Here is a 25,594-nt window from a genome sequence, read left to right as displayed (position 1 = left end):
CACGCTTCTTCACGCGCCGGTTGCTAAGGTCTCGCGCATGGCTCCGCGTTCCTCCCCCCCGCCCGCGGCCGTCCTGCCGCATCCGCCCCTGCCCGGCGCCGGCGAGCGCTGGGCGCTGTTCCTCGACGTCGACGGCAGCCTCCTGGACTTCGCCGACGATCCCACCGCGGTGGTCGTGCTGCCCGCGCTGCGGCGCCGCCTGGCCGGGCTGCACGGCGCGCTGGACGGCGCGCTCGCCCTGGTCAGCGGCCGCGCGCTGGCCGACCTCGGGCGGCTGTTCGGCGACCCGCCCTGGACCCTGGTCGGCCTGCACGGGCTGGAGCGGCACGATGCCGCAGGCCGCGCGCAGGCGCCGTCGATCGAGCCGGCGCAGGTGCGCCGCATGCGCCGCGAGACCGCCGCGCTGGCCGCGCGCCTGGGCGAGGCGGTGCGCTGGGAGGACAAGGGCGTGGCCGCCGCGCTGCATTGCCGCCGCGCGCCCTCGCTGCTGCCGGCGCTGCGCCGCGAGGCGATGGCGCTGGCCGCGCGGCTGCCCGGCTACGAGCTGCAGCCGGGCGACATGGTGATGGAGTTCAAGCCGGCCGGCATGGACAAGGGCCGCGCGGTGGCGGAGCTGCTGGCGGCGCCGCCGTTCGCCGGCCGCCGTCCGGTGTACCTGGGCGACGACCTCACCGACGAGCACGCCTTCGCCGCGGTCAACGCCGCGCGCGGCCTGAGCGTGCGCGTGGGAGGCCGCACGCCCAGCCATGCGCTCTTCACGCTGCCTAATCCCGCCGCCGTGCAGGCTTGGTTGTCCGATGTGCTGGACACGCTGATGAAAGGAACCCCGCCACATGCCGCAAACCCCGGAGGCCCCCCGCAACGCCGGCCTTGAGCTCGGCGTGATCGGGAATGGCAGCGTCGCCGCCCTGATCGACCCCCGCGCGCGCATCGTCTGGTGCTGCCTGCCGCGCTTCGACGCCGACGCCACCTTCTGCGCGCTGCTCTCGCCGCGCCAGGGCGGCGGCGACTGGACCATCGAGCTGCAGGACTGCGAGCGCGCCGAGCAGCACTACGTCCCCAACACCGCCGTGCTGGTGACCCGGCTGTACGACCGCCACGGCGGCGCCGTCGAGATCACCGACTTCGCGCCGCGCCACCGCGCCTACGGCCGCTTCTACCATCCGGTGATGCTGGTGCGGCAGGTGCGCCCGCTGTGCGGCGCGCCGCGCATCCGCGTGCTGCTGCGCCCGCTGTGCGAGTACGGCGCGCGCGCGCCGCAGACCACCTCCGGCAGCAACCACGTGCGCTACCTGCTCGACGGCACGGTGCAGCGGCTGACCTGCGACGTGGCGGTGCCGCTGGTCGAGCGCGGCCTGGCCTTCGGCCTCGACCGGCCGGCGCACTTCGTGTTCGGCCCCGACGAGACGCTCACCGAGAGCCCCGCCGAGTTCTGCCGGCGCATGCTCGACCGCACCGTGCAGTACTGGCGCGACTGGGTGCGCTACCTGTCGATCCCCTACGAGTGGCAGGAGGCGGTGATCCGCGCCGCGATCACCCTGAAGCTGTGCCAGTACGAGGCCACCGGCGCGATCGTCGCCGCGCTCACCACCTCGATCCCCGAGGCCCCCGGCACCGCGCGCAACTGGGACTACCGCTACTGCTGGCTGCGCGACGCCGCCTTCACCGTGCGCGCGCTCAACCGGCTGGGCGCCACGCGCACGATGGAGGAGTACATCCGCTACGTGTTCAACCTCGCGGTGGGCGACCACGACGACGAGATCGGCCCGGTGTTCGGCATCACCTTCGAGCGCGAGCTGCCCGAGCGCGAGGTGCCGGCGCTGGCCGGCTACCGCGGGATGGGCCCGGTGCGGGTCGGCAACGACGCCTGGCGGCAGCGCCAGAACGACGCCTACGGCTCGGTGGTGCTGGCCTCGGCGCAGCTGTTCTTCGACCACCGGCTGGAGCGCATGGGCGACGAGACCACCTTCCGCCGGCTCGAGCCGCTGGGCCGGCTGGCGCTGCGCATGGCCGAGCAGCCCGACGCGGGGCTGTGGGAGTTCCGCGGCCGCGCCGCGGTGCACACCTACTCGGCGGCGATGTGCTGGGCCGCCTGCGACCGCCTCGCCCACATCGCCACCGAGCTGGGCCTGGCCGAGCGCGCGCGCCACTGGCACGACGAGGCGGTGGCGCTGCACGCGCGCATCGAGGCGCGCACGTGGAACGCGAGGCTCGGCCACTTCGTCGACGCCTACGACGGCGAGCGCCTGGACGCCAGCCTGCTGCTGCTCGCCGACATCGGCTTCGTCGAGGCGAAGGACCCGCGCTACGTCGCCACGGTGGAGGCGATCGGCCGCCAGCTCGGCCGCGGCAACTACCTGTTCCGCTACATCGCGCCGGACGACTTCGGCGCGCCGGAGACCAGCTTCAACATCTGCACCTTCTGGTACATCGAGGCGCTGGCGGCGATCGGCCGGCGCGACGAGGCGCGCGCGATGTTCGAGCACATGCTGGCGCAGCGCAACGCGCTGGGCCTGCTGTCGGAGGACCTCGCGCCGGCCAGCGGCGAGCACTGGGGCAACTTCCCGCAGACCTACTCGCTGGTCGGGCTGGTCCAGGCCGCGATGCGCCTGTCGCGCCGCTGGGAGGACGCGCTGTGAGCGCCGGCCCGAGCCGCGCCGGGCGGCTGGTGGTGGTCTCCAACCGCGTGGCCACGCCGCGCCAGATCGCCACCGGCGGGCTCGCCTCGGCGATGCGCGCCGCGCTGTCCGAGCGCGGCGGCCTGTGGTTCGGCTGGAGCGGCAAGATCGCCGAGAAGGCCGAGCTGCACCACCGCCACGAGGGCGGCATCGACTACGCCACGCTCGACCTCACCCGCGCCGACCACGACGACTACTACGCCGGCTTCGCCAACCGCGCGCTGTGGCCGCTGTTCCACTACCGGCCCGACCTGGTCGACTACCGGCGCAGCCACCTGGAAGGCTACCTGCGCGTGAACCGGCTGTTCGCCGAGCGGCTGGCGGCGATGCTGCGCCCGGACGACACGGTGTGGGTGCACGACTACCACCTGATCCCGCTGGCCGCGATGCTGCGCGGGCTGGGCGTGCGCAACCGCATCGGCTTCTTCCTGCACATCCCGCTGCCGGCGGCCGAGCTGCTGATCACCCTGCCGCGCCACCGCGAGCTGATCGGCGCGCTGGCCGCCTACGACCTGGTGGGCCTGCACACCGCGCGCGACCTGCGCGCGCTGGAGACCTACTTCCTGCACGAGCTGGGCGGTGCGCTGCGCCCCGGCGGCCTGCTGCGCGCGCCCGACGGCCGCACGTTCCGCGCCGGGGTGTTCCCCATCGGCATCGACACCGCGGCGGTCGCGCAGGCCGCGCGCGAGGCGGCGGCGCTGCCGGAGATCCAGCAGTTCAAGGACAGCCTGCAGGGCCGCGCGCTGATCATCGGCGTGGACCGGCTGGACTATTCCAAGGGCCTGCCGCAGCGCTTCGAGGCCTACGCGCAGCTGCTCGAGCGCGAGCCGGCGCTGCAGCGCCAGGTGAGCTTCCTGCAGATCGCGCCGCCCAGCCGCGGCGCGGTGCCGGAATACCGCCGCCTGCGCCACGAGCTGGAGCGCTCGGCCGGCCACATCAACGGCAAGTACGCCACGCCGGACTGGGCGCCGATCCGCTACGTCAACCAGTCCTTCCCGCACGCGGTGCTGAGCGGCTACTACCGCACCGCGCGGGTCGGCCTGGTCACCCCGCTGCGCGACGGCATGAACCTGGTGGCGAAGGAATACGTGGCCTGCCAGGACCCGAGGGATCCGGGCGTGCTGGTGCTCTCGCGCTTTGCCGGCGCGGCGCAGGAGCTGGACGGCGCGCTGCTGGTGAACCCCGCCGACACCACCGAGGTGGCCGAGGCGCTGGCCCGCGCGCTGGCCATGCCGCTGCAGGAGCGGCGCAAGCGCTGGCGCGCGATGATGGACGTGCTGGAGCGGCACGACCTCGGCTCCTGGCTCGACGCCTTCCTCGACGCCCTGTACGCCACGCACCCCGCGCGCGCCGGTCAGCGCGGCGGCGTCTCCGGCTCCAGCCAGACCAGGCTGGCGAAGCGCCCGCTGGAGGCGCCGTCGCGGCGCCACGAGTAGAAGCGCGCGTCGGCGCGGGTGTCGAAGCCGCCGCCGTACACCGCCCGCACGTCCAGCGCGTGCAGGCGCCGCCGCGCCAGCTGCGCCAGGTCGCACAGCCAGTGCCCGGGCCGGGTCGGCGCGAAGGCCGCCGCCGCGCCGGCATCGGCGTCGACGAAGGCCGCGCGCACCTCCTCGCCCACCTCGTAGGACGCCGCGCCGATGCACGGCCCCAGCCAGGCGAGCAGCTCGACGCCGGGCACGCGCAGCGCGCGCACCGTGGCCTCCAGCACGCCGGCCGCCAGCCCGCGCCAGCCGGCATGCGCGGCGCCGGCCGCGCCGCCGTCGGCGGCGCAGAACAGCACCGGCAGGCAGTCGGCGGTGAGGATCGCCAGCGGCTCGCCCGCGCGGCGGGTCACCGCGGCATCGGCGCAGGGCTCCCCGCCGGCGCCCGCGTCGACCTCGGCCACGTCGACGCCGTGCACCTGGCGCAGCCAGTGCGGCGCGCGCGGCAGGCCGAGCGCCGCCGCCAGCGCGGCGCGGTTGGCCGCGACGGCGGCCGGATCGTCGCCGTTGCGCGCGCCGAGGTTGAAGCGCTCGAACGGCGGCGCCGAGACGCCGGGCCCGAAGCGCGTGCTCACCGCGGCGCGCACCCGCGCCGGCGCGGGCCAGTCGGGCGCGAGCCAGGCGCCGCTCATGCGGGCGTTCCCCGCCGGTGCTCGCGGTAGGCGCGGAACAGCCAGGCGAGCAGGAACAGCGCCAGCAGAAAGCTGAGCGGCCGGAACGGCACGCTGTAGCGGCCGATCGGCAGGCCCGCGACGTGCACGCCGATCACGAACAGGTGCAGCAGCGCCAGGAAGCGGAACGCATCGGCGCGGTAGTCGCCGAACAGCCGGCGCGTGCGCGGCAGGAAGGCGATCAAGGTGCCCAGCACGCCGAAGATCATCAGCGGCGCATGGATGCCGTGCATCGCCGAGGCGATCGGCAGATAGGCCGCATCGGTCAGCCAGGGCGAGCGGAAGACCGGATAGGTGAAGATGTCCACCCACCCTTCCGGGGAAGCCCAGCCGAAGAAATAGGTGATCTTGCCGAACAGGTACCAGCGGACCATCGTCCAGGGCTGCCGGGCGAACTTCGCGCGCAGGTCGGCGAACAGGCCGGACCAGCTCGACGCGGCCTTCGCCGCCGCGGGATCGAAGCTGTAGGCGGTGCCGAACGTCTCCGGGCGCCCTTCGTACATCAGGTCCGGATAGCTGCCCTGCTGCAGCGTGGTCAGCATCTTCTCGGCGTCGGTCGCGTGGTGCAGGGTCGTCTCGTTGCGGATCCACCACGGCGACATCGCCAGTGCGAAGCCCAGCGCCAGCGCCGCGATCTCGCGCCAGAACCGGCGCACCGCGGGCACCAGCAGCAGCACGAGCAGCACCGGCACCCACTGGTTGAGCGTAGGCCGGATCAGGCAGGCGGCGCCGAACAGCGCGCCGGCCGTCGCCGCCATCGCAAGGCGCCAGCCCCTTCTGCGGGCCTTCAATGCCAGCACCGCGGCGGCCATGGCGAGCATCAGCGCCGTGCCGAACAGCGTCTCGCTCAGCAGGTACGGGACGTACACGCTCAGGTGCGGGCTCAGCGCGACCAGCAGGCCGAGCGCCAATCCCGTCCAGCCGCCCAGCAGCTCCATCGCCAGCAGCGTCGCGCAGAGCAGCGTCAGGCCGGCGACCCAGGCCTGGGCCCGGACCACGCGCTGCACGAAGGCACCGTCCAGGTAGAGCGGCACGAAGGCGCGCAGGAACAGCGGGTAGCCGGGCGGCCGCACCGCATCGGGCGCCGGCGGCGCCTTCGCCGCCCCCAGGATCGCCGAGAAATCCGCCGAGTAGACGCCCTGGTACTTCCAGTTCCAGGCGTAGGCGACGTATTCCTTCGCGTCGTTGCGGATCGGGTGATCCACCTGGGTGCGCTCGGCGGTGCCGAGGCGCAACGACATGCCGACCAGCAGCACCAGCAGCAGGCCGCCGGCCTGCAGCCACCCTTGCACTCCCCCCGTCAGTCGCCGCACGCGGCATCCTCCCTCAGCGCCAGGATCAATTGCCCCATGTCGGCCGGCCGCGGCGCGGCGAACGACAGCGCCTCGCCGGTGACCGGGTGGTCGAAGGCCAGCCGCTCCGCGTGCAGCGCCTGCCGGCGGAAGCCGCGCAGGGCCGCCACGAGCGCGGGCGAGGCGCCCTTCGGCAGGCGCAGCCCGCCGCCGTACAGCGGGTCGCCGACCAGCGGGTGGTGGATGTGCGCCATGTGCACGCGGATCTGGTGCGTGCGGCCGGTCTCCAGGTTGCACTGGACCAGGCTGTGCGCGCGGAAGCGCTCGCGCAGGCGGTAGTGGGTGACCGCGCGCTTGCCGTCCTCCTCGTCGCGCACCGCCTGGCGCAGGCGGTCGCCCAGATGGCGGCCGATCGGCGCGTCGACGGTGCCGCCGGCCACCAGGGTGCCGGTCACCACCGCCTCGTACTGCCGCTGCACCGCGTGGCGGGCGAGCATCGCCACCAGCGCGGTGTGCGCCGGCAGCGTCCGGGCCACCACCATCAGGCCGGAGGTGTCCTTGTCCAGCCGGTGCACGATGCCGCCGCGCGGGAGCTCCGCCAGCTTCGGGTCGTGGTGCAGCAGCGCGTTGAGCAGGGTGCCGGCCGGGTTGCCGGCGCCGGGATGCACCACCAGGCCGGCCGGCTTGTCCAGCACCAGCAGGTGCGCGTCCTCGTGGACGACGGACAGCGCGATCGCCTCCGGCGCGCTGTCCACCTCGGCCTCCAGCTCCGCCTCCAGCCGCACCCGCTCGCCGCCGCGCAGCAGCTGGCGCGGCGGCGCGGCGCGGCCGTCCAGCGTGGCGGCGCCGGCCTTGATCCACGCGGCCAGGCGCGAGCGCGAGTAGTCCGGGAACATCTCGGCCAGCGCCTGGTCGAACCTCCGACCCGCCGCCGACAGCGGCACCACGGCCTCGTGGCGGACCGCGGTCATGCCCGCTCCCCGGTTTCGGCTATCATGCCTTTTCGATCAGACATCTGAACCCTTTCCCATGCGCCTTACCTTCAAACTGCTCGCCGTGCTCGCGCTCGCCGTCTCGATGAGCGCCTGCTCGATGTTCCGCCACAAGAAGGAGACCATCGACACGATGCCGGTGGACAGGCTGTACGCCAAGGCGCACGACGACCTCGCCCATGCCGACTACGCCGCGGCGACCAAGGCCTTCCAGCGCCTGATCGCGCGCTTCCCGTCCGGCGAGTACAACGAGCAGGCGCAGCTGGAGCTGGCCTACTCGCAGTACAAGGACAACCAGCCGGACGACGCCTCCTCGACGATCAACCGCTTCATCAAGACCTACCCGACCCACAAGCACGTCGATTATGCCTATTACCTGCGCGGCCTGATCAATTTCGACCGCACGTCGGGCATCATCGAGCGCTTCGTCTCGCGCGAGGGCTCGCAGTCGCGCCGCGACCAGGGCTACAACCTGCAGTCGTTCGACGACTTCTCCGAGCTGACCCGGCGCTTCCCCGACAGCGCCTACGCCACCGACGCGCGCCAGCGCATGATCTACCTGCGCAACACGCTGGCGCAGTTCGAGATCAACGTGGCCGAGTTCTACCTGCGCAACAAGGCCTACATCGCCTCGGCCGATCGCGCGCAGTACGTGATCGAGCACTACCAGCAGGCGCCGCAGACCGCCGACGCGCTGGCCATCCTCACCCGCAGCTACCTGGCGCTGAACCAGAAGGACCAGGCCGAGCAGGTGCGCAAGGTGCTGGCGCTGAACTACCCCGACCATCCGTACCTGAAGGACCCGAAGTGGCCGCACGGCGCCTCCACGCTGCGCAAGATGGTGCCGTTCTCGGGGCACCACTGAGGCGCGGGGTTCCGCGGAATGGAAAAGCCGGCGGGGAACCGCCGGCTTTTTTCTTGGGAGTGACCCGTCCTGAAATGAGTTGACACCTTTTCACCCAAGAAAAGGCGCCCTCATGAATTCGAGGATCAAACGCACTCAGCGCGACTACACGCTGGACTTTAAGCTGTCGGTGGTCGAGCAGGTAGAAAAAGGCGAGCTGACCTACAAGCAAGCTCAGGAGCGCTACGGGGTCCAGGGCCGATCGACTGTGCTGGTGTGGCTCCGCAAGCACGGTCGGCAAGACTGGCGAGATGACGCATCATCAACACCCATGCCTACCAAGCCCAGACCGCTGACCCCGGAACAACAGATCAAAGCGCTGCAAGTCCAACTGCATGAAGCCAACGAGAAGGCCCGCCTGTTCGAGGCGATGCTCAACGTGCTCAAGCAGGACTATGGGGTACGCGTCGTAAAAAAACCTTTGGGCAAGTCCTCGCGCAAAAGCTCGTCCCCGGACTGAGCGTGGCGAAGGCTTGCCGTTACTTGGGCTGGAGCCGGCAGGCGTATTACCAGGATCGCCAACGGCAAGGGGCACGGGTCACCCGGCACGAAGCCGTGGTGCGCCAAGTCCAGGAGGTGCGCCTGCGTCAGCCGCGCCTCGGGACCCGCAAGCTGCACCACCTGCTGCGCGAACGTTGGCAGGCCCAAGGCATCACGCTGGGGCGCGATGCCCTGTTCGGCATGCTCGGACGGGCCCGGCTGCTGGTGCCACCCAAGCGGGCATATCACAAGACCACGAACAGCCATCACCGCTTCCGCCGGCATCCCAACCTGCTCAAGCCGGGGCCGCTGCAGGTGAAGATCGACCGCCCCGAGCAGGTCTGGGTGGCCGATATCACCTACCTGCCGACCCAGCAGCAGTGCGTCTACCTGAGCCTGGTCACCGATGCCTGCTCGCGCAAGATCGTCGGCTGGCACGTGCATGACACCCTGCAGACCGAAGGGGTGCGCAAGGCGCTGGAGATGGCCTTGCGGCAGCGGCAAAGCACCCTGCCACTGATCCACCACTCCGACCGCGGCATTCAGTACTGCGCCGAGCCTTATCAGCAACTGCATCGTCAGCACGGCATCCGCTGCTCGATGACCGATGGCTATGACTGCTACCAGAATGCGCTGGCTGAACGCGTCAACGGCATCTTGAAAGGGGAGCTACTGCTGCATCGACCCAGCGACCTGCGACAGGCTCGGCAGATGGTTGAACAATCCGTGGCCATCTACAACGGCGAGCGACCTCACTTGTCCCTAAAATACAGAACGCCCGATGAGGTCCATCGGGCGTTCTTCCGGCAGGACAAACCTGTCGCTTTACCGTCCCAACAGGTGTCAACCTAAATCAGGACGGGTCAGAGCCTGCCTGCCGCTCCATCCTTGCGAAGCTCCCTCTCCCCGGAGAGGAGGGGCGCAGAAGCCCGAGGCACCGCTTCGCCCTTGCGGGGATTCCCTCTCCCCTCCGGGGAGAGGGTGGGGGTGAGGGCCGGGCTGGCGACGGCGTTTCGACCAGGGACGACGCGGCTTCAAAAGCGCCGGATCATTCGCACGGTGGAGAGCCTGCCGCAAGAGCGGCCCCTCGTCCCGCCCTTCTCCCCGGAGGGGGGAAGGAGGAAAGCCGCTGCGTCGCTTCATCCTTGCGAAGGGTCGCCTCCCTGGGAAGAACCCTTCCTGCGAAGAAGGAGCGAAGGCGCCACGCGGCCTCGCTCGCACGAAGGCCACGGCGACCGTCCGGCGCCGCGAGGCTTCAGCGCCAGCCCGAAGTGATCGGATACCGCCGCTCGCGCCCGAACGCGCGCGTGGTCACGCGCGGCCCCGGCGCCGACTGCCGCCGCTTGAACTCGTTGGCCAGCACCAGCCGCGCCACCCGCCGCACCGTCTCGGCGGGAAAGCCGTGCGCGGCGATCTCGGCCTGCGATTCCTCGCCCTCGATGAAGCGTTCGAGGATCGCGTCCAGCTCGTCGTAGGGCGGCAGCGAGTCCTGGTCGGTCTGGTTCTCGCGCAGCTCCGCCGACGGCGGCCGCTCGATCACCTCCGGCGGGATCGCCGGCGCCGCGCCGCGCGCGGCAGCCGCGGCGTTGCGCCAGCGCGCCAGCCGGTACACCGCGGTCTTGTACACGTCCTTGAGCGGCGCGTAGCCGCCGCACATGTCACCGTACAGCGTGGCGTAGCCCACCGCCATCTCGCTCTTGTTGCCGGTGGAGAGCAGCAGGCGCCCGTGCTTGTTCGACAGCGCCATCAGCATCGCGCCGCGGGTGCGCGACTGCAGGTTCTCCTCGGCGATGTCCGGCGCCTTGCCGGCGAAGGCGGGCGCGAGCGCCGCGAGGAAGCTCTGGAAGGTCGGCTCGATGTCGATCACGTGGTACTCGACGCCCAGCCGCTCGGCCTGCCCGCGCGCGCCGTCCAGCGACAGCGCGGAGGTGTAGCGCGTGGGCATCATCACCGCGGTGACGCGCTCCGCGCCCAGCGCGTCCACCGCCAGCGCCAGGGTCAGCGCCGAGTCGATGCCGCCCGACAGGCCGAGCAGCACGCCGGGAAAGCCGTTCTTCTGCACGTAGTCGCGGATGCCGCGCACCAGCGCGGCGTACAGCGTGGCCTCGGGCGCGGCGGCGGCCGCCGCCGGCCAGTCCCGCGCGCGCAGCGTGCGCGCGGCCGGGTCGAACTCGGCCCACAGCAGCAGGTCGGCGAAGGCCGGCGCGCGCGCGGCGACCGTGCCGTCGCCGTCCACCAGCAGCGAGCCGCCGTCGTACACCACCTCGTCCTGGCCGCCGACCAGGTTGAGGTAGGCGATCGCGCAGCCGGTCTCCTTCGCACGCTCGACGAGCACCGCCTCGCGCGTGGCCTGCTTGGCGTCGTCCCACGGCGAGGCGTTGACCACCACCAGCAGCTCGGCGCCCGCGCGGGCGGCCGCGGCGGCCGGCTCGGGCTGCCAGACGTCCTCGCAGATCAGCAGCCCCACGCGCACGCCGCCCAGCGTCGCCACCACGCTCTCGCGGCCGGGGCGGAAGTAGCGCTTGTCGTCGAACACGCCGTAGTTGGGCAGCGCCTGCTTGTGCGCGATCCGCGCCACGCGGCCCTCGCGCAACAGCGCGGCGGCGTTGAACACCTCGCCTTCGCTGTGCGGGAAGCCGACCAGGGCGGCCAGGCCGTCGGTGTCGGCCGCCAGCGACTGCAATTCCTGCTGGCAGGCGGCGAGGAAGCTCGGCCGCAGCAGCAGGTCCTCCGGCGGGTAGCCGCTCAGGGTCAGCTCGGGACAGACCAGCAGGTCCGCGCCGCCGGCGCGCGCCTCGCGCATCAGCTCGCGCACCTTCTGCGCGTTGGCGGCGACGGCGCCGACCGGGAAGTCGAACTGGGCGAGCGCGAGACGGAGAACGGCCATGCCGGGGAATCGCTGTGGCGGAAGGAGGCGCATGATAACCGAGCGCCCTCCCGCGGCCGCGCCGGGAGCCGCCCGGATGCCTAGCCGCGCAGCAGGGCGGCCGCCAGCGCCAGCATGAGCGCGCCCACCAGCGCGTCCAGCACGCGCCACGCGCGCGGGCTGCGGAACACCGGCAGCAGCGCCCGCGCGCCGTAGCCGAGCGCGGCGAACCACAGCAGGCTGGCGCTGGCCGCGCCGGCGGCGAAGCCCCAGCGGCCGGCGCCGGCGTAGCGGGTGGACAGGCTGCCGAGCAGCACCACGGTGTCCAGGTAGACGTGCGGGTTGAGCAGGGTGAAGCCCAGGCAGGCCAGCGCCACGCGGCGGCGGTCCGGCGCGTCGCCGCCGGCGGGCGCCAGCGCCTGCCCGCCGCGCCAGGCACGGCGCAGCGCGAACAGGCCGTAGCCGGCCAGGAAGGCCGCGCCGGCGTAGCGCACCGCCTGCAGCAGGCCGGCGTGGCGCCGCACCGCCAGGCCCGCGCCGGCCACGCCGAGCGCGATCAGCGCCACGTCGGCCAGCACGCACAGCGCCACCACCGTGCCCACGTACTGGCGGCGCAGGCCCTGGCGCAGCACGAAGGCGTTCTGCGCGCCGATGGCGACGATCAGGCTGGCGCCGGCGGCGAGGCCGGCGAGATAGGCGGCGGACACGGCGACGCTCCGATACGGGATGGCGCGCAATGTGGCGCGTCGGCGCGCTTCAGAAAAGCTAAATTTCCTTGAGCTGGCTTAGATTTGCTAAACATGGCCTGCCGCCGGGCCGGCGGGCACCCGCCCTGCGGAGGCCCGCGTCCCGAGCGCTCCTCGTCCCGATGAGCGCGGCCCTGCCAGTGTTCCGCCTGCTCCGCTCCCGCCGCGAGGACTTGCCCGATGAGCCTGCTCCACCCGCAACTGGCCGCCTTCGCCGCCGTGCTGGACGAGGGCAGCTTCGAGGGCGCCGCGCGCCGGCTGTCGCTCACCCCGTCGGCGATCTCGCAGCGCGTGCGGGCGCTGGAGGACCGCCTGGGCCAGGTGCTGGTGCGGCGCGGCTCGCCCTGCCAGGCCACCGCGGCCGGGCGCCAGCTGCTGCGCAACGTGCAGCAGATGCGGCTGCTGGAGGCCGAGGCGCTGCAGGACGTCGCGCGCGCCCCCGGCGGGCCGCGCGCGATCGCCATCGCGGTGAACGCCGATTCGCTGGCCACCTGGTTCCTGCCCGCGCTGGCCGCCCTGCACGCCGGGCACGGCCTGCTGTTCGACGTGCGGGTGGAGGACCAGGACCATTCCGCCCGCCTGCTGCGCGACGGCACGGTGCTGGGCGCGGTCACCGCCGACGCGCGCCCGGTGCAGGGCTGCACGGTGCGCCGCCTGGGCACGATGCGCTACCTGCCGGCGGCCTCGCCCGGCTTCGTCGCGCGCCATTTCCCCGCCGGCCCGGACGCGGCCTCGCTGGGCCGCGCGCCGCTGCTGGTGTTCAACCGCAAGGATGCGCTGCAGGAGCGCTTCATCCGCCGCATCACCCGCGCGCGGCTGGCGCCGCCGCGGCACTACCTGCCCTCGCCCGCTGCCTTCCTCGAGGCAATGGCGCTGGGCATGGGCTGGGGCATGGCGCCCGAGTCGATGCTGCGCGGGCCGATGGCGCGCGGCGAGCTGCGCGCGATCGGCGCGGGCCGGCTGGACGTGCCGCTGTACTGGCAGCACTGGTCGATCCGCTCGGCCGCGCTCGCGCAGCTGACCGCGGCGCTGCGGGCGGCCGCCGCGCAGGGCGGCCTGCGCGCGGCGCGCGCTCAGTCCTGAGCGGCGCGGCGCACCCGCCCGCCGTGGCGCTCCATCCACTGCGCCAGCCCGGCCAGCGGGTCGCGCAGCGTGGCGCCCAGCGCGGTGATGCGGTACTCCACCCGCGGCGGCACCTCCGGGTAGACCGTGCGCGAGACCAGGCCATTGGCCTCGAAGGCGCGCAGCTGGCGGGTCAGCTCCTTCTGCGTGATCGGCGCCACCGCGCGCTGCAGCTCGCTGAAGCGCACCGACTCGCCGATCAGGATCAGCCGGTACAGGATCGGGATCGCCCACTTGCCGGCGATCAGGTCGACGAAGCGCACCATCGAGCAGCGCTCCGCCGGCCCGGAGCAGCGGATCGCGGCGAGCGCGGCGGCGGCGGGACTGGCGGTGCGGCGCATGGCTTACCTCGTCGTCTCTCGGTATCCTATCGGTGCCTACTATACTTTGGATACTCATGCGACAACCATGGGGTTCCCTCCACGCGCGGGAACATCCCATGGCACGACTGCAAGGCAAGCACACCCTGATCACCGGCGGCAGCACCGGCATCGGCCTGGAGACCGCCAGGCAGTTCCTGGCCGAGGGCGCCCGCGTCGCCATCACCGGGCGCGACCCGGAGCGCCTCGCCGCCGCGCAGGCGCAGCTGGGCCCCGAGGTGCTGGCGATCGCCAGCGACGCCGGCGACCCCGCCGCGCAGCGCGCGCTGGCCGGGCAGCTGGGGCGCGCATGGGGCCGGCTCGACGCCGTGTTCGTCAATGCCGGCGACGTCACGCACGGCCCGTTCGAGGGCTGGGACGAGGCCGCCTACGACCGGCTGATGGCGACCAACCTGAAGGGGCCGTTCTTCCTGCTGCAGGCGCTGCTGCCGCTGCTGGCCGATCCGTCCTCGGTGATCCTGTGCGGCTCGGTCAGCGCGCACATCGGCCTGCCCGGCAGCGCGGCCTACGCGGCCAGCAAGGCGGGGCTGCTGTCGCTGGCGCGCACGCTGTCGGGCGAGCTGCACGGGCGCGGCATCCGCGTCAACGGCCTGAGCCCCGGCCCGGTGCATACGCCGGCCTTCGGCAAGCTCGGCGTGCCGGCCGGGGAACAGGCCGGCCTGCTCGAGCGCATCGCCGCCCTGGTGCCGATCGGCCGCGTGGGCGAGCCGCGCGAGATCGCCGCCGCGGCGGTGTTCCTCGCCTCGGACGAGTCCAGCTTCGTGGTCGGCAGCGAGCTGCTGGTGGACGGCGGCGTCGGCAACATCTGAGCGCGCACAAGGAAAGGGCCGCATCGCTGCGGCCCTTTCGCTGCGCTCGCCGGCCGGCGCTTACTTCCTCATCAGCTTGGCGAGGGTCTTGCCGAGGTCGGCCGGCGACTTCACCGTGGTGACGCCCGCCTTCTCCAGCGCGGCGAACTTCGCCGCCGCGGTGCCCTTGCCGCCGGAGATGATCGCGCCGGCATGGCCCATGCGCTTGCCGGCCGGGGCCGAGGCGCCGGCGATGAAGGAGACCACCGGCTTCTTCACGTACTCGCCGATGAACTCGGCGGCGTCCTCCTCGGCGCTGCCGCCGATCTCGCCGACCATGATGATGCCCTCGGTCTGCGGATCGTCCTGGAACAGCTTCAGGCAGTCGATGAAGTTCAGGCCGTTGATCGGGTCGCCGCCGATGCCGATGCAGGTGGACTGGCCCAGGCCCTCGTTGGTGGTCTGGAACACGGCTTCGTAGGTGAGCGTGCCCGAGCGCGACACGATGCCGACCTTGCCCGGCTGGTGGATGTGGCCCGGCATGATGCCGATCTTGCACTCGCCCGGGGTGATGATGCCGGGGCAGTTCGGGCCGATCAGCACGGTCTCCGGGTGCTGCGCCAGCACGTTCTTCACGCGCAGCATGTCCAGCACCGGGATGCCCTCGGTGATCGCCACGATCACGCGGATGCCGGCGTCGATGGCCTCCAGGATGGAGTCGGCCGCGAACGGCGGCGGCACGAAGATGACCGAGGCGTCGGCGCCGGTCTCGTCGACCGCTTCCGCCACGCTGTTGAAGACCGGCAGGCCGATGTGCTCGCTGCCGCCCTTGCCCGGGGTGACGCCGCCGACGACCTTGGTGCCGTAGTCCAGCGCCTGCTGCGCGTGGAAGGTGCCCTGCTGGCCGGTGAAGCCCTGCACGAGGACCTTGGTGTTCTTGTTGACCAGAACGCTCATGTCTTATTCGCTCCTCACTTCGCGGCGGCCACGGCCTTCTGCGCCGCGTCGTTGAGATCGTCGGCCGGCGTGATCGCCAGGCCGGAGTTGGCCAGCAGCGCGCGGCCCTGCTCCACGTTGGTGCCCTGCAGGCGCACCACCACCGGGATGGTCAGGCCCACTTCCTTCACCGCGGCGATGATGCCCTCGGCGATCAGGTCGCAGCGCACGATGCCGCCGAAGATGTTGACCAGGATGGCCTTCACCTTGTCGGAGGAGAGGATCAGCTTGAACGCCTCGGTGACGCGCTCCTTGGTGGCGCCGCCGCCCACGTCGAGGAAGTTGGCCGGCTCGCCGCCCGCCAGCTTGATCACGTCCATGGTGGCCATCGCCAGGCCCGCGCCGTTGACCATGCAGCCGATGTTGCCGTCCATGGTCACGTAGTTGAGGTTGTGCTGCACCGCGGCCGCCTCGGCGGCGTCCTCCTGGGTGAGGTCGCGCATGGCGACCAGCTCGGGATGGCGGAAGTCGGCGTTGTCGTCGGAGTTGACCTTGCCGTCGAGCGCGGCGAGGTTGCCGTCCTCGAGGATGGCCAGCGGGTTCAGCTCGACCAGCGAGAGGTCCTTCTCGTTGAACAGCTTGTACAGGCCCAGCATGATCTTGGTCAGCTGCGCCACCTGCTTGGCGTTGAGCCCCATCGCGAAGCCGAGCTGGCGGCACTGGTAGGGCTGCAGGCCCTCGACGAAGTCCACCACGATGGTGTGGATGTCCTCCGGCGTCTCCCTGGCGACCTGCTCGATGTCCATGCCGCCGTGCTGCGAGGCGATGAAGGTGACCGCCTTGGCGTCGCGGTCGACCAGCACCGACAGGTACAGCTCCTTGGCGATGTCGGTGGCGTCGGTGACCAGCACCAGGTTCACCGGCAGCGCGCGGCCGGCCGACTGGTAGGTCGCCATGCGGGTGCCGAGCATGCCCTTGGCGGCCTCGCGCACCTCGTCGAAGCTCTTGCAGAACTTCACGCCGCCGGCCTTGCCGCGGCCGCCTGCGTGGATCTGCGCCTTGACCATCCACTGGCTGCCGCCCAGCGCCTTGGCGGCGTCGACGGCGGCGTCGGGGGAATTGGCGACCTTGCCCGGCGGCACGGCGATGCCGTACTGCGCGAACAGCTCTTTGGCCTGGTACTCGTGGAAATTCATTCGATACCTCGAGTGAACGGGAGAACGTGACAGCCGCACGCGAGTAGGGAACCGTGCGTGGGCGGAGGGAGTCGGACGGCGGTCCGGGACGCGCTGCCGGCGTGCAGTGCGCCGCCGCCATGACCGTGCATGGCAGAAACCGCGCAATACGGCCGCCTATTTTCGCGGAAGCGGCCTTCGTTGGAAAGGGGAGCGGCCGGGAACGCCGCGTTCCGGCCCCGATGGCGGGCGCCGCGCGGCTGTCTATACTGGGCCCGATCCCGCCGTGGAGAGCCCAGTCCGTGGCCAACAGCGCTGCCTCCAACCCTTCCGGCCATCGCCCGGCGCCGATGCCCGCGGCCGTCCGCCACGAGCTGTACTTCCTCAACTACTTCCGCATGGCCCAGGCGCTGGTCTACCTGGGCCTGGCCTTCAGCCCGCCGGGGCTGGAGTGGCCCAAGCTGACCCGGCCGGACTTCGCGCACGGGCTCACCCTGCTCTACCTGCTGTTCGCGCTGGTCCTGCTGCTGCTCACCCGCAGCCTGATGCCGCGGGCCAAGCTGGTGGTGTCGGCCAGCCTGGTGGCGGACATCGGCGCCGCCGTGCTGGCGGCCAGCGCGATGCACGACGCGCGCATCGGCATCGCGATGATGCTGGCGGTGAACCTGTCCGCCGGCGCGCTGCTGCTGCCGCTCAGGCTGTCGTGCTTCTTCGCCGCGCTGGCCACGCTGGGCATGCTGGCGCACACCCTGGTGGACCCGCGCGGCGCGGACGACTCGCACGAGCTGCTCGAGTCGGGCCTGTTCGGCCTGGCCTACTTCGCCAGCACCACGCTGTGCCACGTGCTCGGCCGCCAGCTGCGCGCCACCGAGGCGCTGGCCGAGCAGCGCGGCGTGGACCTGGCCAACCTGGCGCAGGTCAACGAGCTGATCATCCGCCGCATGAAGACCGGCGTGCTGCTGGTGGACGACGCCAACCGCATCCACCAGATGAACGAGTCGGCCTGGATGCTGCTGGGCAGCCCGCCGGCCGACCAGCGCGACCTGGGCCGGCTGGCGCCGGAGCTGTCGCGCCGGCTGTACCACTGGATCACCTCCGGCAAGCTGGACGAGACCGCCACCCAGCTCGCCGACGGCGTGCCCGAGGTGGTGCCGCGCTTCTCGCGGCTGGCGCCCAACGACGACTCGCTGGTGCTGATCTTCCTCGACGACACCTCGCTGGTCTCGCGCCGCGCGGAGGAGCTGACGCTGTCCTCGCTGGGCCGGCTGTCGGCCTCGATCGCGCACGAGATCCGCAACCCGCTGGCAGCGATCCGCTACTCGGCGCAGCTGCTGGCCGAGTCGCGCGACCTCAGCCCCAGCGACGAGCGCATGGTGGAGATCATCAACAACCACTGCGTGCGGCTCAACGAGATCATCGAGAACATCCTGCAGCTGTCGCGGCGCGAGCGCTCGCGCCCGGAGACGCTGGACCTGGGCCGCTGGGCGCACGCCTTCGTCGAGGACTACAAGCTCGGCAACGACCTGGGCAACGACTCGCTGCGCGTGATCGCCAACGGCCACGTGCCGGTGGCGGCGCTGGCCGACCCGCAGCAGCTGCAGCAGGTGGTGTGGAACCTGGTGCAGAACGCGCTGCGCTACGGCCGCCTGCCCGGCGAGCCGGCGCGGGTGATGGTGGTGGTGCGCCACGGCGAGCACGGCGTGCCGATCCTGGAGGTGATCGACCGCGGCCCCGGCATCGCGCCCAAGGTGGCCGCGCAGATCTTCGAGCCGTTCTACACCACCCACGAGTACGGCACCGGGCTGGGGCTGTACCTGGCGCGGCAGATGGCCGAGGCCAACCAGGCCTCGCTGGAGTACGTGCGCGTGGCCGGCGGCGGCAGCTGCTTCCGGCTCACCCTCACCCCCGCGCAGATGGCGCGCGTGGCCGGCGAGGAAGCCGACGCCGGCGACCCGCTCAGGTGGAGCGAACGACCAGGCTGACCGGCAGCATCTCCGAGCGCGCCGGCTCGCCGCGGATCAGCGCCAGCATCTTCCGCGCCAGCCGCACGCCGCCCTCCTGCCAGTCCTGGTGCACCGAGCTCAGCGGCGGCAGGAAGCTCGCCGCCAGCGGCATGTCGTCGTAGCCCACCACCGCCACGTCGCCGGGCACCTCGCGGCCCAGACCCTGCAGGGCGCGGATCGCGCCCATCGCCAACAGGTCGTTGCAGGCGAACAGCGCGTCGAACGGCACCTTGCGCGCGGCCAGCGAGTGCACCGCGTCGGTGCCGGAGGCCAGGGTGAACTCGTCGCGGCGGATCAGCAGCGGCTTCACCCCGTGCTCGGCCAGCGCGTCGACGAAGCCGCTGAGCCGCTCGTAGATCTCCGGGTGGCTGGGATTGCCCACGAACACCGGCAGCCGGCGGCCCAGCCGGATGAAGTGCCCGGCCACCAGCGCGCCGCCCAGGCGGTTGTCGCTGCCGATCACCACGTGCGCGTCGGACCCGCCCTGCGCGCCCCACACCACCATCGGCAGGCCCAGCTTGTCGAAGCGGCGCACCGCGTCCTGGCGCGCGCCCTGGCCGAGCAGGATCAGCCCGTCCGCCGCCTGCACCGCCGCCGCGCTGGCGCCCTGGCGGGTGGTCAGCAGCACGCTGTAGCCGGCCGCGGTGAGCTCCTGCGAGATGCCGCCGAGCAGGGTCAGCGGGTACGGGTCGAGCATGGTGCGGTCGCTGGTCGGCTTCATCTCGACGATCACCGCCACCGTGTGGCTGCGGCGCAGGCGCAGGTTGCGCGCGCTCACGTTGAGCTTGTAGCCGTGCTCGCGCGCCAGCTCCTGGATGCGCCCGCGGGTCTGCGGGTTGACCAGCGGGCTGTCGGCCAGCGCGCGCGACACGGTGATCTTCGAGACCCCGGCCAGCCGCGCCAGGTCGGCCATGGTCATGTTCGGGTTCGAGGCCGCGCCGGCGCGTTGCTGCTTGTCTGGGCGGGAGCGACTCAAAAGCGGGCCTCGTGGCTGCGTGGGGACGGAACGGCGCCGGCGCGGCCGGGCCGCGGCGCCCGGGCAAGTGTGTCGGTTTGGCGCCCCGGCGTCTAACCCCGGCCGGCCGGCGCCCGCCCTTCCGCGCCTGGCCCGCCGGAAGGCCGGCGCCGCGGCGGCCCGGCGGCGGCAGGGCCGCCGCCGGGCTCCGTGAACGCGCGCCACACGAATTGTTATCGATATCTTGATATCGATAACAATTGCTGCAATGCTCGCGCCCCATCCGAACGGCGCCGGTATCCGCCATGCCTGACGGAAACAGAGAAAACATCCTGATTCTCGGGGGGAATCCGTTGGACAAGCACGTGGCGGCGCCGGCCCGCATGCCGGCGGCAGAAGCAGGCTGCGCGCCGGAGCCGGCCGCCGCGGTCGACCCGTGGTCGATCGTCCGCCGCGGCACCGCGCCGGCCGGCTTCGCGCAGGACGAGAGCCTGTTCGCGCTGGCCAACGGCGCGCTCGGCGTGCGCGGCGGCCTGGAGGAGGACCCCAGCCCCAGCCAGGGCAGCTTCCTCGCCGCCGCCTGGGAGCGCACGCCGATCGAGTACCACGAGCGCTTCCCCGGCTTCGCCAGCCATACCGACACGCGCATCCCGGTCGCCGACGCCACCCGCATCGAGCTGCGCCTGGGCGACGCGCCGCTGCGCCTGGCCGAGGGCGAATGGCTGGACTTCGAGCGGCGGCTGGACCTGCGCGAGGGCTGCTACCGCCGCCGCCTGCGCTGGCGCTCGCCGGACGGGGCCACGCTGGAGATCCGCGCCGAGCGCATCGTCTCGCTCGACGATCCCGGCCTGCTGGCGATCCGCTACGAGGTGCACTCGGTGGACTACGCCGGGCCGGTCACCCTGGAATCCTCCATCGACACCGCCCGCGACGCCGCCGAGCAGGGCGCCGACCCGCGCATCGGCGTCCGCGTCGACGGCGGCTTCAGCACGCAGGACGCGGCCGCCGACGAGCGTCTGGCCTGGCTGCGCCAGCAGACCGCGCGCAGCGGCATCCGCGTGGTCTGCGCGCAGCGCCACCGCCACGCGCCCTCGCTCGCGCCCCGCTACGCCGGGCGCAGCACCCACGGCGTGCTGCAGGCCTACGACGGCACGCTGGCGCCGGGCCGGTCGCTGGTGCTGGAGAAGTTCGTCGCCTACGCCTGGAGCCGCCCGCACGGCGAGGAGCCCGACGCGGCGCTGCTCGACCGCGCCGCGCGCAGCCTCGGGCGCGCCGCCGCCGCCGGCTACGACGCGCTGCTGGACGGCCAGCGCCGCGCGCTGGCGCCGCTGTGGGAGCACGCCGACCTCGCCATCGACGGCGATCCGGCGGCCGAGCAGGCGCTGCGCTTCAACCTGTTCCACGTGTTCCAGTCCTGCTCGCGCGACGGCCACGGCAGCGCCGCCGCCAAGGGGCTCACCGGCGAGGGCTACGAGGGCCACTACTTCTGGGACGCCGAGGTGTTCATGCTGCCGGCGCTGGTCAACGTGGCGCCGGCGCTGGCGCGCAACATGCTGGAGTACCGCTACCGCACGCTCGACCGCGCCCGCGCGCACGCGCGCGAGATGAACCACGGGCGCGGCGCGCTGTACGCCTGGCGCACCATCGGCGGCGACGAGTGCTCGGCCTACTTCCCCAGCGGCTCGGCGCAGTACCACATCAACGCCGCGGTGGCCTGGGCGATCCGGCTGTACGTGGACGCCAGCGGCGACCACGCCTTCCTGCGCGACCGCGGCGCCGAGATGCTGTTCGAGACCGCGCGCATCTGGCTCGACGTCGGCCACTTCAGCCCGCGCCGCGGCGGCGCCTTCTGCATCCACGCGGTGACCGGCCCGGACGAGTACTCGGCGCTCGTCGACAACAACCACTACACCAACCGCATGGCGCAGCGGCACCTGCGCGACGCGGCGGCGGTGGCGGACTGGATGGCGCAGGCCGAGCCGGCGGCCTACGCGGCGCTGGCCGCGCGCCTGGACCTGCACCCGCGCGAGATCGACGACTGGCGGCGCGCGGCGGACGCGATGCACCTGCCGGTGGACGGCGCGCTCGGCATCTTCCCGCAGGACGACGGCTTCCTCGACAAGCCGCGCCTGCCCGCGCACGCGGGCGGCGAGGGCAAGCGCCCGCTGCTGCTGCGCCTGCACCCGCTGACCCTCTACCGCTACCAGGTGTGCAAGCAGGCCGACACCCTGCTCGCGCTGATGCTGGCCGGCGAGTCGGTGGACCGCGCCGGCAAGCGGCGCAACTTCGACTACTACGAAGGCGTGACGGTGCACGACTCCACCCTGTCGGCCTCCACCTTCAGCGTGATGGCCGCCGAGGTGGGGCTGGACGACAAGGCCTGGCGCTATTTCCTGGACACCCTGCGGGTGGACCTGGACGACCTGCACGGCAACGCCGCCCACGGCGTGCACATGGCCGCGATGGCCGGCAGCTGGCTGGCGCTGACCTGGGGCTTCGGCGGGCTGCGCGTGGTCGGCGGCCTGCCCTCGCTCGACCCGCGCCTGCCGGCGGCCTGGCGCGGCTACCGCTTCGGCCTGCGCTGGCGCGACGCGCGCCTGCGCGTGCAGGTGGACGCGCGCGGCGTGCGCTACGAGCTGGCCGCCGGCGACGGGCTGGCCTTCCTGCACGGCGGCCGGCCGCAGCGGCTGCGCGCCGGGCAGGCGCTCGAGCTGCCGCACGGCGGCCGCGAGGCCGCGGTCTACCGCCTGCCGCGGCCGATCCGGGCGGTGATCTTCGACCTCGACGGGGTGATCGCCGACACCGCGGTGGTGCACCACGCCGCCTGGCGGCGGCTGGCCGTGCAGCTCGGCGTGCCGTTCGACGAGGCGGTGGGCGAGCGGATGAAGGGCGTGGACCGCCGCGGCTCGCTGGAGATCCTGCTGGAGCGCGCGCCGCGCGCCTACAGCGAGGCCGAGAAGGAGGAGCTGGCCGCGCGCAAGAACGACTACTACCGCGAGCAGATCCAGCGCTTCGGCCCCGGCGACCTCCTGCCCGGCGCGCGCGAGGCGATCGAGGCGGTGCGCCGCGCCGGCCTCAAGACCGGGCTGGCCTCGGCCAGCCGCAACGCCCCGCTGCTGCTGGAGCGGCTGGGCATCGCCGGGCTGTTCGACCACGTGGTCGACGCGAACCGGATCGCGCGCTCCAAGCCCGACCCGGAGATCTTCCTGGCCGCGGCGAGCGGCCTGGGCGTGGCCCCGGAGGAATGCCTCGGCGTGGAGGACGCCGCGGCCGGCATCGCCGCCCTGCGCGCGGCGGGCATGACGGCCGTCGGGGTGGGCCGGGCTCCGGCCCTGGCCGACGCGGACGTGCTGCTGCCGAGCGTCGCCGCGTTCGACATCGGCAGCTTCATTGCAGTCTGAAAGAAGGCGGGCCGGCCCGGTCCGCCGATCGAAAACGGCTACGACACAAAACTATCTCGACTGGTGGGGAGTGACGGAAATGAAGACCAAGCAGCTGACCCGGTTGACCCTGTCGGCGGCGATCGCCGCCGTCCTGTTCTGCGGCGCCGCGATGGCCCAGGACGCCGCCCCGGCGCAGGACGCGCAGAAGACCCAGCCGCCGCCGGCGAAGAGGACGCCGGCGCAGCAGCAGCAGGCCAATCCCGAAAGCGCCAAGAACCTGGAGCAGGTGGTGGTGACCGGCAACACCGCCACCGGCGGCCTGAAGAAGATCGACACCAGCTACTCGGTGGTCACCGCGACCTCCGAGCAGATCAAGATGGCCAACCCCAAGAGCACGGCGGACCTCCTGAAGATCTCGCCGGGCCTGTGGCCGGAATCCACCGGCGGCCAGACCGGCGCCAACATCGAGATCGCCGGCTTCCCCGGCGGCGGCGACGCGCCGTTCAACACGGTGCAGCTGATGGGCTCGCCGCTGTACGGCATGCCCTCGCTGTCGTTCTTCGAGCAGACCTCGATGTTCCGCCTGGACGACACCATCGACCGCGTGGAGATCGTGCAGGGCGGCCCGTCGGTGGTGTTCGCCGACGGCCAGATCGGCGCCACCGAGAACTACATGCTCAAGACCGGCACCGACAAGCCCTCCGGCAGCATCGGCGTCACCTACGGCAACGAGAACCTGCGCCGCGTCGACGGCTTCCTCGGCTTCCCGATCGCCAACAACTGGTACGGCAGCATCGGCGGCTTCTACCGCGACTCCGACGGCGTGCGCGACCCGCAGTTCGCCGCCGACAAGGGCGGCCAGTTCACCGCCACGCTGAGCCACGACAGCGACAACGGCACGATGACGCTGTACGGGCGCTACCTCAACGACCGCAACCAGTTCATCACGCCGATCCCGCTGATCCAGTCCGGCACCGACGACTTCCATCCGTACCCGGGCTTCGACCCGCTGAAGGACACCTACTACGGCAAGGAGATCCAGCACGTGCACCTGGCCGGCTACCCCGGCGGCGGCACCGACGCCAACCTGGCCAACGGCCGCGGCGCCAAGATGGGCTTCTTCGGCGGCAACTTCGACTACGACCTGGGCGACGGCTGGAACCTCTCGGACAAGTTCCTGTTCGACGGCGGCGACATGAACACCAACGCGCTGTTCTCGGGCACCAACCCGGCCAGCCTGTACGACGAGCTGTACACCGTGCCGAAGGACCAGGGCGGCTTCGAGCTGCCGGCCGGCTCGGCCACCGCCACCTACGTCAAGGGCGGCGGCGCGGTGGACCCCAACCAGAGCGTGATCCACCAGGGCTGGTGGTTCATCCACAAGCACCTGAAGAACGTCAACAACGACTTCCGCCTCAGCAAGGAGATCTTCGACGGCAACACGCTGACCGCCGGCATCTACCTGGCGCACTACACCGAGGACGACAAGTGGGCGCTGGGCAACCAGATGCTGATGACCAACACGCCGCACGCGCGGCCGATCCAGGTCAGCTACGTCGACGGTGGCCAGACCTACTACCTGACCGACGGCCAGGGCCTGCTCGACAACGGCACCTTCAACATCACCAACCACGGCACCGCCACCAACAAGGCGTTCTACCTGTCCGACATCTGGCGCGTCGGGCCGTGGCTGTTCGACCTGTCCGGCCGCATCGAGAACCAGAACGCCTCCACCACCGTGTGCAACACCTCCAACGTCGACACGGACGGCAACCCGTACACGCTGTACAACAACGCCGTGTCCACCTGCAACGGCACGTTCACGCACACCAAGTACGACAAGAGCCATCCCTCGTGGACCTTCGGCGTGAACTACGAGCTGGCCGACAACATGAGCGTGTACGTCCGCGTCAACAAGGGCGCGCACTTCCCCGACTTCGACAACGGCATCCGCGGCCAGCCCTCGGACAACACCGCGCCGATGCAGCGCGTCTTCAACTTCGAGGGCGGCTTCAAGTACCAGTCGCAGTACCTGTACGCGGACATCAGCGCCTACCACAAGCAGTTCGACGGCCTGCTGTTCCAGCCCACCGACGGCGCCGGCACGCCGGTCGGCTCGCCGCGCCTGTACGGCTCGGACTCCAAGGGCATCAACCTGACCGGCGCGGTCACCCCGACCGAGAACCTGCGCATCCAGGTGGTGGCCAACTACCTCGACGGCCACTACTCGCACAACGAGTCCTGCCTGCCGTACACCAACCTGGTCACCGGCGAGACCGCCTGCGCCAGCATCAACGGCGTGCGCCTGCAGCGCCAGCCGCGCTTCCGCTACATGCTGACGCCCAGCTACAAGTTCCCGTTCTCGTGGGGCGACATCCTGGCCTTCGTCACCTACACCCACGTGGGCCCGCACACGCAGGACCAGTCCGGCCTGCAGCAGCTGGGCACCTACAACACCTGGGACTTCGGCGTGGTGGCGGACGTGCTGGACAGCTGGGAGCTGCGCCTGCAGGGCACCAACATGACCAACGAGCTGGGCCTGACCGAGAGCAACTCGCGCATCTTCGGCACCGCCGCGGGCACCAACGGCGTGATCCTGGCCCGCCCGCTGGAAGGGCGTGAAGTCAACTTCCAGGTGAAGTACAAGTTCTGACCTGCGGTTCCTCTCCCCGCAGGCCGGCCGGCCCGGACCGCCACCCGACGGTCCGGGCCCTCTTTGTCCGATCCACCGCCGAGGCGCCC

Annotated in this window: 19 protein-coding genes; 10 read left to right on the top strand and 9 right to left on the bottom strand. The window is 72.0% G+C overall.

The features are described from left to right. Positions 1 to 37: 37 nt before the first annotated feature. From otsB to otsA, 3 genes are read left to right on the top strand one after another with little or no spacing between them, the layout of a single operon-like run. On the top strand, positions 38 to 874 hold the full coding sequence (otsB, locus tag C7456_RS08050) for a trehalose-phosphatase (protein ID WP_109723233.1): 837 nt from the start codon (positions 38 to 40) through the stop codon (positions 872 to 874). Further along, on the top strand, positions 834 to 2,639 hold the full coding sequence (locus C7456_RS08045; protein ID WP_109723232.1) for a glycoside hydrolase family 15 protein: 1,806 nt from the start codon (positions 834 to 836) through the stop codon (positions 2,637 to 2,639). Before otsB ends, C7456_RS08045 begins: the two co-directional genes overlap by 41 nt. Beyond that, positions 2,636 to 4,114, top strand: a complete 1,479-nt coding sequence (gene otsA / locus C7456_RS08040) for an alpha,alpha-trehalose-phosphate synthase (UDP-forming) (protein ID WP_109723231.1) — start codon at positions 2,636 to 2,638, stop codon at positions 4,112 to 4,114. Before C7456_RS08045 ends, otsA begins: the two co-directional genes overlap by 4 nt. Here otsA and pgeF read toward each other — a convergent pair. Genes pgeF through rluD form a run of 3 tightly spaced genes read right to left on the bottom strand, consistent with a single transcriptional unit; the run spans position 4,033 to position 7,093 of the window. Beyond that, positions 4,033 to 4,791 carry a peptidoglycan editing factor PgeF gene (gene pgeF, locus C7456_RS08035; protein WP_109723230.1) on the bottom strand — a complete coding sequence of 253 codons (759 nt, stop codon included), beginning with the start codon at positions 4,789 to 4,791 and terminating at the stop codon, positions 4,033 to 4,035. The genes otsA and pgeF overlap by 82 nt on opposite strands. After that, positions 4,788 to 6,143 (bottom strand): glycosyltransferase family 39 protein, encoded by a 1,356-nt coding sequence (locus tag C7456_RS08030; RefSeq protein WP_139942975.1) that lies wholly within the window; start codon positions 6,141 to 6,143, stop codon positions 4,788 to 4,790. The genes pgeF and C7456_RS08030 overlap by 4 nt, the downstream gene beginning before the upstream one ends. Further along, positions 6,131 to 7,093 carry a 23S rRNA pseudouridine(1911/1915/1917) synthase RluD gene (gene rluD / locus C7456_RS08025; RefSeq protein WP_109723228.1) on the bottom strand — a complete coding sequence of 321 codons (963 nt, stop codon included), beginning with the start codon at positions 7,091 to 7,093 and terminating at the stop codon, positions 6,131 to 6,133. Before rluD ends, C7456_RS08030 begins: the two co-directional genes overlap by 13 nt. Before the next feature lie 58 nt (positions 7,094 to 7,151). Between rluD and C7456_RS08020 the strand changes: the two genes are divergently transcribed. Together C7456_RS08020 and C7456_RS08015 are read left to right on the top strand one after the other, a co-directional pair. Continuing rightward, complete coding sequence (locus tag C7456_RS08020) at positions 7,152 to 7,979, top strand: outer membrane protein assembly factor BamD (RefSeq protein ID WP_109723227.1); 828 nt, start codon at positions 7,152 to 7,154, stop codon at positions 7,977 to 7,979. Between the two features lie 112 nt (positions 7,980 to 8,091). Continuing rightward, positions 8,092 to 9,350, top strand: a protein-coding gene (locus tag C7456_RS08015; RefSeq protein ID WP_109723226.1) for an IS3 family transposase whose coding sequence is annotated in 2 segments (ribosomal slippage) — positions 8,092 to 8,443 and positions 8,443 to 9,350 — 1,260 coding nt in all. Because the reading frame shifts where the segments join, the coding sequence is not laid out codon by codon here. A gap of 403 nt (positions 9,351 to 9,753) precedes the next feature. Here C7456_RS08015 and C7456_RS08010 read toward each other — a convergent pair. Both C7456_RS08010 and C7456_RS08005 read right to left on the bottom strand, forming a co-directional pair. Further along, positions 9,754 to 11,385 carry an NAD+ synthase gene (locus tag C7456_RS08010; RefSeq protein ID WP_109723225.1) on the bottom strand — a complete coding sequence of 544 codons (1,632 nt, stop codon included), beginning with the start codon at positions 11,383 to 11,385 and terminating at the stop codon, positions 9,754 to 9,756. Positions 11,386 to 11,465: 80 nt separating this feature from the next. Continuing rightward, the gene (locus tag C7456_RS08005) at positions 11,466 to 12,071 is read right to left on the bottom strand and encodes a LysE/ArgO family amino acid transporter (RefSeq protein ID WP_109723224.1); all 606 of its coding nucleotides are present in this window, start codon (positions 12,069 to 12,071) and stop codon (positions 11,466 to 11,468) included. Positions 12,072 to 12,290: 219 nt separating this feature from the next. Here C7456_RS08005 and C7456_RS08000 point away from each other — a divergent pair, with 219 nt between their 5' ends. Next, positions 12,291 to 13,193: a LysR family transcriptional regulator ArgP gene (locus C7456_RS08000; protein WP_109723223.1), complete on the top strand. Its 903-nt coding sequence runs from the start codon at positions 12,291 to 12,293 to the stop codon at positions 13,191 to 13,193. Here C7456_RS08000 and C7456_RS07995 read toward each other — a convergent pair. Continuing rightward, positions 13,184 to 13,573: a winged helix-turn-helix transcriptional regulator gene (locus C7456_RS07995; RefSeq protein WP_109723222.1), complete on the bottom strand. Its 390-nt coding sequence runs from the start codon at positions 13,571 to 13,573 to the stop codon at positions 13,184 to 13,186. The two genes, C7456_RS08000 and C7456_RS07995, sit on opposite strands and share 10 nt — an antisense overlap. Positions 13,574 to 13,671: 98 nt before the next feature. Here C7456_RS07995 and C7456_RS07990 point away from each other — a divergent pair, with 98 nt between their 5' ends. Then, positions 13,672 to 14,421 (top strand): SDR family oxidoreductase, encoded by a 750-nt coding sequence (locus C7456_RS07990; protein WP_109723221.1) that lies wholly within the window; start codon positions 13,672 to 13,674, stop codon positions 14,419 to 14,421. 60 nt (positions 14,422 to 14,481) lie between these two features. On the opposite strand, the gene sucD is transcribed toward C7456_RS07990, so the two are convergent. Continuing rightward, a complete protein-coding gene (gene sucD, locus C7456_RS07985) occupies positions 14,482 to 15,357 on the bottom strand; it encodes a succinate--CoA ligase subunit alpha (protein WP_109723220.1) in 876 nt (291 codons plus the stop codon). Between the two features lie 14 nt (positions 15,358 to 15,371). After that, complete coding sequence (gene sucC / locus C7456_RS07980) at positions 15,372 to 16,532, bottom strand: ADP-forming succinate--CoA ligase subunit beta (protein ID WP_109723219.1); 1,161 nt, start codon at positions 16,530 to 16,532, stop codon at positions 15,372 to 15,374. A gap of 329 nt (positions 16,533 to 16,861) precedes the next feature. Between sucC and C7456_RS07975 the strand changes: the two genes are divergently transcribed. Next, positions 16,862 to 18,493, top strand: a complete 1,632-nt coding sequence (locus C7456_RS07975; protein WP_109723218.1) for a sensor histidine kinase — start codon at positions 16,862 to 16,864, stop codon at positions 18,491 to 18,493. Here C7456_RS07975 and C7456_RS07970 read toward each other — a convergent pair. Then, positions 18,468 to 19,427, bottom strand: a complete 960-nt coding sequence (locus C7456_RS07970; protein WP_211306296.1) for a LacI family DNA-binding transcriptional regulator — start codon at positions 19,425 to 19,427, stop codon at positions 18,468 to 18,470. The two genes, C7456_RS07975 and C7456_RS07970, sit on opposite strands and share 26 nt — an antisense overlap. A gap of 395 nt (positions 19,428 to 19,822) precedes the next feature. Here C7456_RS07970 and pgmB point away from each other — a divergent pair, with 395 nt between their 5' ends. Then, on the top strand, positions 19,823 to 22,870 hold the full coding sequence (pgmB, locus tag C7456_RS07965) for a beta-phosphoglucomutase (protein WP_245889803.1): 3,048 nt from the start codon (positions 19,823 to 19,825) through the stop codon (positions 22,868 to 22,870). A 79-nt stretch (positions 22,871 to 22,949) separates the two neighbouring features. After that, positions 22,950 to 25,505 (top strand): TonB-dependent receptor, encoded by a 2,556-nt coding sequence (locus C7456_RS07960; protein ID WP_109723216.1) that lies wholly within the window; start codon positions 22,950 to 22,952, stop codon positions 25,503 to 25,505. Positions 25,506 to 25,594: the final 89 nt, after the last annotated feature.

It is taken from the genome of Fulvimonas soli (assembly GCF_003148905.1).
In the GTDB taxonomy this organism is placed as follows: domain Bacteria; phylum Pseudomonadota; class Gammaproteobacteria; order Xanthomonadales; family Rhodanobacteraceae; genus Fulvimonas; species Fulvimonas soli.
Note: the sequence above shows the minus strand (reverse complement) of the source record. Positions and strands in the feature narration are given on the sequence as shown.

Excerpts from the sequence above, each read along its gene's own strand:
- otsB (WP_109723233.1), top strand. The coding sequence starts at position 38 with ATGGCTCCGCGTTCCTCCCCCCCGCCCGCGGCCGTCCTGCCGCATCCG.
- C7456_RS08045 (WP_109723232.1), top strand. The coding sequence starts at position 834 with ATGCCGCAAACCCCGGAGGCCCCCCGCAACGCCGGCCTTGAGCTCGGC.
- pgeF (WP_109723230.1), bottom strand. The coding sequence starts at position 4,791 with ATGAGCGGCGCCTGGCTCGCGCCCGACTGGCCCGCGCCGGCGCGGGTG.
- rluD (WP_109723228.1), bottom strand. The coding sequence starts at position 7,093 with ATGACCGCGGTCCGCCACGAGGCCGTGGTGCCGCTGTCGGCGGCGGGT.
- C7456_RS08020 (WP_109723227.1), top strand. The coding sequence starts at position 7,152 with ATGCGCCTTACCTTCAAACTGCTCGCCGTGCTCGCGCTCGCCGTCTCG.
- C7456_RS08010 (WP_109723225.1), bottom strand. The coding sequence starts at position 11,385 with ATGGCCGTTCTCCGTCTCGCGCTCGCCCAGTTCGACTTCCCGGTCGGC.
- C7456_RS08000 (WP_109723223.1), top strand. The coding sequence starts at position 12,291 with ATGAGCCTGCTCCACCCGCAACTGGCCGCCTTCGCCGCCGTGCTGGAC.
- C7456_RS07995 (WP_109723222.1), bottom strand. The coding sequence starts at position 13,573 with ATGCGCCGCACCGCCAGTCCCGCCGCCGCCGCGCTCGCCGCGATCCGC.
- C7456_RS07990 (WP_109723221.1), top strand. The coding sequence starts at position 13,672 with ATGGCACGACTGCAAGGCAAGCACACCCTGATCACCGGCGGCAGCACC.
- sucD (WP_109723220.1), bottom strand. The coding sequence starts at position 15,357 with ATGAGCGTTCTGGTCAACAAGAACACCAAGGTCCTCGTGCAGGGCTTC.
- sucC (WP_109723219.1), bottom strand. The coding sequence starts at position 16,532 with ATGAATTTCCACGAGTACCAGGCCAAAGAGCTGTTCGCGCAGTACGGC.
- C7456_RS07975 (WP_109723218.1), top strand. The coding sequence starts at position 16,862 with ATGCCCGCGGCCGTCCGCCACGAGCTGTACTTCCTCAACTACTTCCGC.
- C7456_RS07970 (WP_211306296.1), bottom strand. The coding sequence starts at position 19,427 with ATGGCCGACCTGGCGCGGCTGGCCGGGGTCTCGAAGATCACCGTGTCG.
- C7456_RS07960 (WP_109723216.1), top strand. The coding sequence starts at position 22,950 with ATGAAGACCAAGCAGCTGACCCGGTTGACCCTGTCGGCGGCGATCGCC.